Origin of the sequence: Mucilaginibacter sp. (genome assembly GCF_039207105.1) — a bacterium.
GTDB lineage: Bacteria > Bacteroidota > Bacteroidia > Sphingobacteriales > Sphingobacteriaceae > Mucilaginibacter.
In genome coordinates this window covers 1-9,677 of the sequence record NZ_JBCECK010000174.1, presented here as the reverse complement: position 1 = coordinate 9,677, position 9,677 = coordinate 1, and the positions used below count along the sequence as shown (strand labels likewise).

General features: G+C 40.1%; 10 protein-coding genes. 2 read left to right on the top strand and 8 right to left on the bottom strand.

From position 1 onward, the window contains the following. The 3 genes from AAGC65_RS22500 to AAGC65_RS22490 all read right to left on the bottom strand — a co-directional run. A partial coding sequence (locus tag AAGC65_RS22500; RefSeq protein WP_343114718.1) for an aspartate/glutamate racemase family protein occupies positions 1-310 on the bottom strand: 310 nt, incomplete at its 3' end. Positions 311-453: 143 nt separating this feature from the next. After that, positions 454-915 carry a DUF4268 domain-containing protein gene (locus tag AAGC65_RS22495; RefSeq protein ID WP_343114717.1) on the bottom strand — a complete coding sequence of 154 codons (462 nt, stop codon included), beginning with the start codon at positions 913-915 and terminating at the stop codon, positions 454-456. 407 nt (positions 916-1,322) lie between these two features. Then, positions 1,323-1,847, bottom strand: coding sequence for a DinB family protein (locus tag AAGC65_RS22490; protein ID WP_343114716.1), 525 nt, complete (start codon positions 1,845-1,847; stop codon positions 1,323-1,325). A gap of 172 nt (positions 1,848-2,019) precedes the next feature. On the opposite strand from AAGC65_RS22490, the gene AAGC65_RS22485 reads away from it, so the two are divergent. Further along, complete coding sequence (locus AAGC65_RS22485; RefSeq protein ID WP_343114715.1) at positions 2,020-3,135, top strand: acyltransferase; 1,116 nt, start codon at positions 2,020-2,022, stop codon at positions 3,133-3,135. A 75-nt stretch (positions 3,136-3,210) separates the two neighbouring features. Here AAGC65_RS22485 and AAGC65_RS22480 read toward each other — a convergent pair whose 3' ends face one another. From AAGC65_RS22480 to AAGC65_RS22460, 5 genes are all read right to left on the bottom strand, one after another. Then, the gene (locus tag AAGC65_RS22480; RefSeq protein WP_343114714.1) at positions 3,211-3,552 is read right to left on the bottom strand and encodes a hypothetical protein; all 342 of its coding nucleotides are present in this window, start codon (positions 3,550-3,552) and stop codon (positions 3,211-3,213) included. Between the two features lie 73 nt (positions 3,553-3,625). Then, positions 3,626-6,028 (bottom strand): kelch repeat-containing protein, encoded by a 2,403-nt coding sequence (locus tag AAGC65_RS22475; protein WP_343114713.1) that lies wholly within the window; start codon positions 6,026-6,028, stop codon positions 3,626-3,628. Between the two features lie 169 nt (positions 6,029-6,197). After that, a complete protein-coding gene (locus AAGC65_RS22470; RefSeq protein WP_343114712.1) occupies positions 6,198-8,048 on the bottom strand; it encodes a CocE/NonD family hydrolase in 1,851 nt (616 codons plus the stop codon). 112 nt (positions 8,049-8,160) lie between these two features. After that, positions 8,161-8,586: a hypothetical protein gene (locus AAGC65_RS22465; RefSeq protein WP_343114711.1), complete on the bottom strand. Its 426-nt coding sequence runs from the start codon at positions 8,584-8,586 to the stop codon at positions 8,161-8,163. Positions 8,587-8,698: 112 nt separating this feature from the next. Further along, positions 8,699-9,013 carry a hypothetical protein gene (locus AAGC65_RS22460; protein ID WP_343114710.1) on the bottom strand — a complete coding sequence of 105 codons (315 nt, stop codon included), beginning with the start codon at positions 9,011-9,013 and terminating at the stop codon, positions 8,699-8,701. A gap of 276 nt (positions 9,014-9,289) precedes the next feature. On the opposite strand from AAGC65_RS22460, the gene AAGC65_RS22455 reads away from it, so the two are divergent. Continuing rightward, the coding region (locus AAGC65_RS22455; RefSeq protein ID WP_343114709.1) for a DUF695 domain-containing protein at positions 9,290-9,677 on the top strand (388 nt) is incomplete at its 3' end.

Below are 9,677 nucleotides of genomic sequence, written 5' to 3'. Positions count from 1 at the left end.
ATGTATGATGGGTATCTGAATATATTGAGCCAACTGATCCGCAACAAGGTGCATAGTTATTGGCGCAAAGTAAAATGGCCTCTGCACCGCTTTTCTGCAAGTTTAGTGTAGCCGCGGTAAGCATGTTTAATGTAGAGTCCCAGTTGTTGGTTTCATTGTTACGATGGATATCGGCATAGTTAAAGGAGTGGATGACGCATTGGGCAAAATTTAATCCGCCCAATTGTTTGTTTATGCCTTCGTTGATCAGTTTATAATATTCTGCAGTTGATACCCAGCTAATGCCGCCAATAAGCCCTAAAGTTTTCATGAAAACAAAACTAATGATTTGATGTGCGAATGCGAGAATGTGCGAATATGTAAATGTGCGGATGTGTAGATTGTTTTATTTAAATGGTATATTTTTTGCACTTGCACATTTACATATCCTCGCATTCGCACATCAAAACACATCTACTTAAACATTTCAAAGCTATACTGCGCTACGCTCCAAAATTCATCGAGGGCGATGATACGGGGTTTAAAAAAGGAAATAAGGGCTGGCCAATCGTTCCGGTTAAATATGCTTGTTGATGGCAGCACCCTGATAATACGGCTGATGGTTTTATGGTTTTCATCTTGCGTATGCAGCTGCCACTCCCACTCTTCATTCAAATAGGTATGCAGCATGGTTTTCAGTTCCACAAACTGTTCAAACTGCAGCTCCTGTATACCTGCATCCGGGTGCGCAATCTCAATAGCAATATAAGCCGAACGGTTATCGGCCTGCATTTTAAAGCTTAGGTGTTTAATACCGGTTTTATAGTTTATCCAGTTGGTTCTTAAGCCATCGGCCGATAATTGAGGGGCAATGTACTGCCCGAATGCCGTCCAGAAAGCCTGTCTTATTTGTGATGCCTCGTCTTTTGAATACAATTTGTTTACCCTTTACTTATGAACGAGCCAAAATTATAGAAAATATTGGCATAGGGCCTTGTAAACAGAAAAGTAACCTTTGTATAAAGGACTGCATGAAAGGTATGTTTTTGAAAATTGAATGGCATAAAAGCCTCTCCATAAAATCGCTACGCTTGCTATCCCTCTCTTTGCCTGAGGCAGAAAAAGAGTTTAATTATAAAATAAGCTTTGTCAGTCTGAGCGATAGCGAAGAATCTACTGTTCATTATGCTTATTGTAGAATAGATCCTTCGCTATCGCTCAGGATGACAAGATAGAAAAAACTCCTGACCCTCTTTCCGCCGCAGGCGAAGAGAGGGTCGACAAGCGAAGCGTTGTCGGGGTGAGTCGATAAACAGCCCGATTTGTTTACTCATTTTTTATTATTAAAACCTGTCCCAAAATGCCGGCCGTTCAATACCCAGCGAGTTTAGATAAACATAACTTTGCGCACGATGGTGAACTTCGTTATCAATAAAATAAAGTATGCTGTCAATAATTTTGCCTTCGTAAGCATTAAAAGCCAGTTCAACTTCCAAAAAACGTTCGGGCGGTAATTGTTGCCAGTTTTGGTTAAGCTGTTCGGTGATCTGATCCCATTGTTTTAAAACAGCTTCTTTTGTTTTCAGTGGCGATTTTCCGGTGATGTGATCCATTTCGTTAATGGTTTTCCATTGGCCGGTAATGATGCCATCCATACCATCGCTGCTCATATCCATAATTTCAATGGCCATATCGCCAAAAGAGCGCATACCGGCAACTGAGTAGGTGAATAATTTATCCTCAGGGAAAGCCTCAATTACTTTACGGGTTAAACGGCGGTGACCTTGCCAGTGTTCTAACAAGGCTTCTGGTGATATGATCATTTCGGCCGGAGCGCTTACTTGCTGATTTACAGTATTTGTTTCCATGATAATGTTGTTTTTGATTTATAAAACAATATTACCTGTGGGATATGACAGCCCTATGTCAGCAGCAAAAAAGAATATCGAAATAAATTATTGAATAAATGGAGTGAACAAAAGTTCCTGAATACCGTAAAATGGGTCAACTAAACAACGGGCCTAAAATTACATCTACTAAATGTCCCAGATTAAAATCTCAGAAGCTATTTACAGTAAATACTATCCCTCATTAAACGGGTTTCGTGGCATTGCAATAGTTTTAGTAGTACTGTTTCATTTGCATTTATCTGACAACGGTATTTACTCAATTGTTTTTAACGGGCATTTAGGAGTTGATATTTTTTTTGTTTTGAGTGGTTTTTTAATTACTAGTATTTGCATAAAAGAGAAGGAAACGAGCGGGGGAATGTCTTTAACAAGTTTTTACTGGCGACGTATATTAAGGATATTTCCAGTTGCTTATTTGTATATTCTTGTTATTGTTTTATTTAACCATTTCTGCAAATTGGGTATTCCGCCTGTACAGTTTGCAGGTGCCGGTTTTTATGTAATGAATTTTAGTTATTTCAGAAGCCACAATTTCACATGGTTATTAGTACACTATTGGTCATTATCAGTTGAAGAGCAGTTTTATATACTTTTCCCGCTCATATTAAAAATTAACCGGAAAGCTTTCACTTATGTAATAATTTTTTTAGTAACTATATTACCATTTCTTTGCTTGTTGCAAGAATGCTATCCGCCATTAAACAAAGGCTTATTTTATGCTTTTACCCATTACTTTATAAAATTTCAAGGAATAGCAGTTGGTTGTTTATTTTCAATATTGGCCTTTGGCAGGTTTTTCGACACGCAATGGATTACAACTACAAAAATATTGGGAAACACTGTAGCCCTGTTTTTAGTGTTTTACCTGGGTTTTGATGATTTTTATTCTATAAAAGCAGTTTACTTAAATCTGCTGATATCATTGCTGACAGGGTATTTAATTGTAAGTAATTTGCAGGTATCAAAAGATATTTTTTATAAACTGTTCAATTTTAAAGCCATTACATTCGTTGGGGTTATTTCTTATAGTATTTATATCTGGCAGCAACTGTTTACCGCAAGCGATGCACGGATGCCCAATTGGATGTTTTGGCCTTACAATATAGTTGGTCTGATTGTAGTTCCGCTGATATCCTATTATTTTTATGAAAAATATTTTCTTACTCTAAAATCAAAGTATTCATTTAAAAAACGATCAGCCAAAACGCTTGATCCTGTTAATGAAAATCATTTACAGGTTGGATAAACTATTGTTTTTTAAACTTTGTAATTCGTATGTAATCAGCAAAACTTATGGAGCTTTGTACATCTTATCAATAAATCATTTAGCGTTTTTGATAAAGGCCACAATTTGCTCCTGCTCATCAGGAGGCAGTTTACCGCCCGAGTAATGCCATTCTGTATTATCGTTCTCAAAGGTGATCCTGCCCAGAAAACCAGGATTGTTTTTGTCATCGATCAGGGGTTTGCTGTCGCCAATTTCCGGTGCTATATCCTGTATATCTAACAAGTCAGTCTCCTGCTTATCAGTATCTTTATACAGGGTGTAAACGCCGGTGAAATTCAATTCGTTATTGATAGCCTGGGATAATACAGGCTCAATGATAATATTGATGTTGGCGCCGTTTTGCTTTTTTATGCTGTGGCTTACTATACGGATCATATCTGAAATCAATTATAGTTAACTTGATAAACTAATTACAAGTCAGCGATTAAATTGTTCACGATCATGCTATTTATTGCACCATAAATTTAAGGATATCTACCCTGCCCTCTACAGAAGTAACATGCAATAAATAAGTGCCCCGTTTTAATGAAAGCGGGGCAATATTCACATCAACCGTGCTGCCTGCTGAATTGAAAAACGCGTTGGAAACATTACGTACATCGCCATTTAAACTTACTACCCGTACAATGGCCGCCTTTTTATATTTATAGGCCTCAGGGAAAATAACCTGTAAATTACCATGTGCAGGGTTGGGGTATAAAATAGGTTTAGCAACTGCTACAGCCGGTGAACTATTATTTTGAGTTTTGGCCATTGCGCTGTTAATGGTTACCGGAGCGCTCAGAGCACTTGTTTTAGCAAGTGTATTGTTATTGTTTGTTTTGGCAACACCTATCACCAAATACTGGCTTAAAGCCCCCGCTGAAGGATTGGCCATATTGCCACCCAGGCTTACTGTACCGGCGTTGAAATCTTTACTGTAAAGGTTAAAACTGGATATTTTGGCATCATTGATACCCAATTTATCACTCAATTTTTTCCAACCAGATAACCACCCTGGTAAGGCCGTGGCACGCGGATCATAAGCTACATAAATGGTGGCATCATAGGCCAGGTTAAAGGTGACCTGGGACGAAGCCTTGCTTGTTTTGTCATTACAGGCAGTTTTAATGAAAGGCGCGTCTGACAATACCGATGGTACTGTTGTGATCACATAATCCCTATCAGTATAATAAACCACACCTGTATGCAATGTGCTTAACTGATAACTGCCTGGCGCTGTTGATTTAACATTGGATATTAAAGGTTCATCAGGTGGTGGAGTTGTTGTGCTATCCTTTTCAAAAGTTGCCGTTACGGATCTGTTAGTATCAATGGTAAGATAAAGCGGGTTAGTTGTTGAAACCGTATCGCCGCTCCATGCGGTAAAATGCCAGCCCGATGCTGCCGTCGCGTTTAATTTCACTTCGGTACCCGGCTCAAAATTAGATCGGTTTGGCGTTTTGGAAATGCTGCCCGAGCCATTTGTATGCAGCGCTAAAGTATATCCCGAAGGTGTGCCGGTGTCAGTCACGTTGATATTAACACAAAATGAAGCTTTGGAGCCTGTACTACTTGTAGCGGTAATTTTTCCGGTATGTGCACCGGGCGATAATCCGGCGGCATCGATGTTAACCTGAACGTCGACGCCGTTTAAACTTACCGTACCATGATCATTTTTACTAACGGTAAGCCATGATACGTCCGACTCGATATTGTAACTGGAAGCATCCTCGATGACATATAACAAATTGCGGACAGTTGCGTGATGACTACTATCCAGATCAGGAGAAAAGCAGGCGTTTGAAAAACCGAGCGTTCTGGCTGTGCTCCTGTTTACATTGGCTATATAGGTTTCTTTACGCTCATTACTATAGCTATTTAAAGCGCCATTAGTGATGATAAAATATTTGCCTGCCAGCTTTGCCGACAAGCCTAAAAAGCTGCCGGGTAATTGGTAAGCTGTGTTGTTAGTCCAGCTACCGGGGCCATTGGTTTGCGGCGTATATTGGTAAACCGTGTTTTGGGTTAAATTATTAAACCCCTGCCCCGCTGTCAGAAATATCTTACCGTCGACGGCAAAAGTGGCTGCTTCGGCGTGTGAACGAGGCTTAGGCAAGTCGGCAAGGCGTGTCCAGGTATTGGTTGCCGGGTTATACATATGGCAATACACCTGATCAACAGCGCCGCAATCGTGCTGAAACTGTCCGCCAAAGGCATATATCTTTCCGCCGAGTACTACATAGCTAATATGGTTGCGGGGAATAGGCATTGGGGCCAGTTTGTTTTCCCATGTGGTGTGGCTCCTGTCGGCCATGTATTTATCTACATCAATGGTGAGGTGTAATTTGGATTGATCTGCGCAAAGGGTTGGGCCAAAGCCTCCGAAAATATGGATGGTTCGGCCTAATAAGGCATATCCCCCCGCTCCTAAAGGAAATGGCGACCCTGTAGCAGGATCAATAATTTCCGGGCCTGTAGACCATGTATTTGTAGTGATATTATAGATGCTGACTTTACTACTTGCCGGGCCATGAGCATCAACAGCCCTGCCCCCTATTATCCACACGTTATCGTCAACCAATACAATACCCTGGTGAGTAACCTCGCGTCCGGCTGGCAGAGGCGCTATCACACTCCATTTATTAGCGGCTATATCATAAACTTCGTTAGTTTTTTCAATGATGGGATTGTCGCCAAAACCGCTAAAAACGTAAAGTTTATTATTATAAACTACGTTATTGCATTCGGCACGCTTGTGGATCTCGTCAGCTTTTCTTGTCCATTGAGCCTGGGCGGTATTTAACCCAAGTGTAGAAAAACATATTATAGCAATTGTTTGCCATAAACCGATAGTGTAAGGTTTCATCATTAAAATGTGGTATTAAATAGCTGATAATTACAGAAATACCCCGGATGAATTTACCTAAAAAAACGCATAAGCTGAACAATGCACACTATATTGTTCGCTATTGCACAGTATTTTACACTTGTTGATACACTGTGGTTTTGGGATTTGATACGCCCGCTTTTTTAGCCTCCTATTCGATTACCGGCAGAATTATTTTAGAACTGTTATGATAGATATTTATCGTTTCTTTTACAAAATCGGATTCCTTAGCATGATAAATATCAATAAACTGCTGCGGGTTTCTGTCGGCCAGCGGAAACCAGCTGCTTTGTACCTGTATCATAATTTTATGTCCTTTTTTGAAGGTATGTGCTACATCGGGCATGGTATATTTTACCTGGGTTGTTTTGCCCGGTACAAAAGCTGCGGGATCCGAAAAGCTGTCGCGGTACCTTCCCCGCATAATTTCGGCACGTACCAGCATCTGGTAGCCACCCATTGGGTATTGGGTAACCGGATTGGCTGCCGGGGTATCCGGGAATACATCAATAAGCTTTACCACAAAATCCGCATCGGTACCAGACAAGCTAACCAGCAGATCGGCTACTACCGGGCCGGCTAAAGTAATATCTTTAGTTAAAGTATCGGTATTATATACCAGTACATCTGTACGCCTGGCGGCAAAGCGTTGATCGTCGGTCATGTACTCACGGGTGCGATAATAATGAACCTTTTCGGCATATGGTACCGGTTTAGCAGGGTCGCTTATGTAAGTATCAAATGAAGCTTGCAGCGTTTGAATTGCTGTAAATGATAATTGACCATTCTGTTGCAGGTAAATAGGTGTTGGTGTAACATCAGCAGGCGGCCATTGCTTAAATTTTTTCCATTTGTTTTCGCCCGAAAAAAAGATGGTGGCCTTACTCATGGTATCAACAGTGCCTTTATCCTTCAGGTAATAATTAAAAAAGGGTATCTCGATATTGTGGGTATAATATTCGTTGGTTTTACTGTCAAACAAAATGTTGCCCAGGTGGGTGCCATCATTACTGGCCCACTGTCCGTGATACCAGGGGCCAATTACCAGCTTGCTGTTGGTTGCCGGACTTTGTTTTATAAGGGCCTGGTAAGTATTCCAGGTTCCATAACCGTCTTCGGCATCAAACAGGCCACCAACAATCAGCATGGCAGGTTTTACGTTTTTAATACCTGTACGGGCATCGCGGGCCCGCCACCAGCTATCCAGATTGGGGTGATTCATCATATCGCTCCAAAACGCTAAACTATCGCCTGTAATTTTGGTAAAGTTGGGCAATGCGCCCATGTTTAAATAATAAGAATAGTTATCATGATCTGGAAACTCGTAGGTTTTTGCCGGTAAGGTGGTTGGATGAGGCCGCGGTTGACTAAAGCCAAAGCCAACATGGAAATCAAATGCGTCCATCAAAAACAAAACGCCGTTATGGTGGTCATCATCACCAAAAAAACGGTCGGTTACCGGTGCCTGCGGACTTACCGCCTTTAACGCAGGATGGCCGCTTAATGCAGCCATAGTAGCATAAAAGCCCGGGAACGAGATGCCTATGGCCCCTACCTTACCATTATTGTTATTCAGGTTTTTTACCAGCCAGTCAATGGTATCATAGGTATCGCTGGCCTCATCAATATCCTTATTGTTCTTTTTGTTGAGATTAAATGGGCGTACCACTTCAAATTTCCCCTCACTCATCCAGCGCCCTCGAATATCCTGAGTAACCATGATGTATCCTTCACGGCAATAGTTGATCATGTAATTTCTCCAATAAGCTTTGTAGTCCTTACCATAAGGCGCGCATGAATAAGGGGTACGGGTTATCAGTATGGGATGTTTTTCTGACTGATCTTTAGGCATGTAAACAGAAGTAAAAAGCTTCGCGCCATCGCGCATGGGTATGCTTAGCTCCTTTTTAATATAATTGTTTACAAACCACACCGAATCGGCATTTTGGGCACTGGCTGCTAAGGGAAAAAGAATAACGATGAGTAGGGCTATTTTTCTCATTTTAACTAATAAAACTTTGGCTGTAAATATATTGATTTTAAGGAGCTGTAAACAACAAAAGCCCCTGCAGCATTGCAGGGGCTTGGTTAAAATATATGATGCCGGAACCTCTTTAAAAAAACAGGCTTGAAAGCACATTGCCTGCGCTTGGAGCTGAAGGCTTAAGGCCTAAAAATTTGGCGTATTGCGCGGCGGTAAGCGCAGTCTTAAGCTTGCCGGATAAACCACTTATTAAGCTTGTTGATTTGCTGGTATAGGCGGTTTTATCCGTATTAGCCAAAGGCATGATACCGGCCTTGCTTTTTAAATAATCAGTAATATCAGTAGATACTGCTGGTTTTTGGGTAGCTGTTAAACCTAAAGATGGCGTAAGTTTAGCCATAATAGCATCCTTAACACTACCAATATTACCTAACGACGGTAATGATGAGGTGCTTACATTGGAAGAGGCCGCGCTCTGTACCTTTTTTAAAATACCTTGTGAAAAGGCTGTGCTGCTGGTAATAGCTAATATTAAAACTGTTAGCAATGTTTTCATAGTAAATATGTTTTTGGTTATAAACAAAAATAGATAATTTAAATAGGAATGAGCTAATGAGCTGTGTGAAAATTAGGTTAACTCAGTTAATGAAAACTTTGACTTTACTGAATCAAAAAGGCCTGAAATTTGGGCGACTGATCAAGGGTGAAAACGACCAGGGTATTGAGCTCAGGATGATCAGTAAGGCTATAGTAAAATAGATAGCCATTGTTTTAAATTTTTCAACGTCGGTTGTTTTTCTTTTGGCTTTTGCCGAGCCTATGGTAATAACGGTTATGCCTATTAGCATCATGGTGATATGTTCCATACCGAAAAACCGGATAACACGTTCATGAACCGCTTTGCTAAAGTTGTGCAGGAAATAGGATACTATCGGGCTGATAAAATAAAGGCAAACACCCAACACTAACTGGATATGTGCCACTGTGGCTGCTATTAGCCTTACGCTGTTATCAAACTTAAAAAAGGATTTATTTAATAACCACCCCCTATAAGCGCGAAAGATGGCAAAAAGTAAGCTGATTAATACCAGCCAGCGGGTTAAGGAGTGTAGCGCTAATAAAATTATGTACATATCAGATGCAGACGATTGTTCAGCAAAAATATTTTAAATTAAAATACGATTGCCAAGATCAGTGAATTATGTACCATAGTACCGAATGATTTAATATTTTTATCGAACAACCAAAACTAACAGTCAATGGGGTTATTAAATAAAATATTCAAAAGAAAAACGAACCAAGATCAAGAAGAACAATTGCTTATTAGCCACGAAGAAGGATGGGAATTCTATTTTAGTAATGTTGATGATATTATTGGTTCTTTCAATATTGATTTAGGTTTAATAAAAGTTGCACCAATAGAAAGCTATGTTAATTTACTATGGATTTCTGTTAAAATGAATAACCCTAAAGGTGATGGGCTATCATCAACTGAAGAAAGCAACATTCTGTATCAAATAGAAGATGTGCTAATAAATTTAATTATAAAAAAACACCAGGCCGTTTATACCGGGAGGTTAACATCAAATGGGAAAAGGGATTTTTACTTTTACCTGGCTAAACCATTTCTTTATGATAAAAATGTAT

Coding starts and splice junctions, on each gene's coding strand:
- AAGC65_RS22490 (WP_343114716.1), bottom strand. CDS start 1,847: ATGGAAACAAATACTGTAAATCAGCAAGTAAGCGCTCCGGCCGAAATG.
- AAGC65_RS22485 (WP_343114715.1), top strand. CDS start 2,020: ATGTCCCAGATTAAAATCTCAGAAGCTATTTACAGTAAATACTATCCC.
- AAGC65_RS22480 (WP_343114714.1), bottom strand. CDS start 3,552: ATGATCCGTATAGTAAGCCACAGCATAAAAAAGCAAAACGGCGCCAAC.
- AAGC65_RS22475 (WP_343114713.1), bottom strand. CDS start 6,028: ATGATGAAACCTTACACTATCGGTTTATGGCAAACAATTGCTATAATA.
- AAGC65_RS22470 (WP_343114712.1), bottom strand. CDS start 8,048: ATGAGAAAAATAGCCCTACTCATCGTTATTCTTTTTCCCTTAGCAGCC.
- AAGC65_RS22465 (WP_343114711.1), bottom strand. CDS start 8,586: ATGAAAACATTGCTAACAGTTTTAATATTAGCTATTACCAGCAGCACA.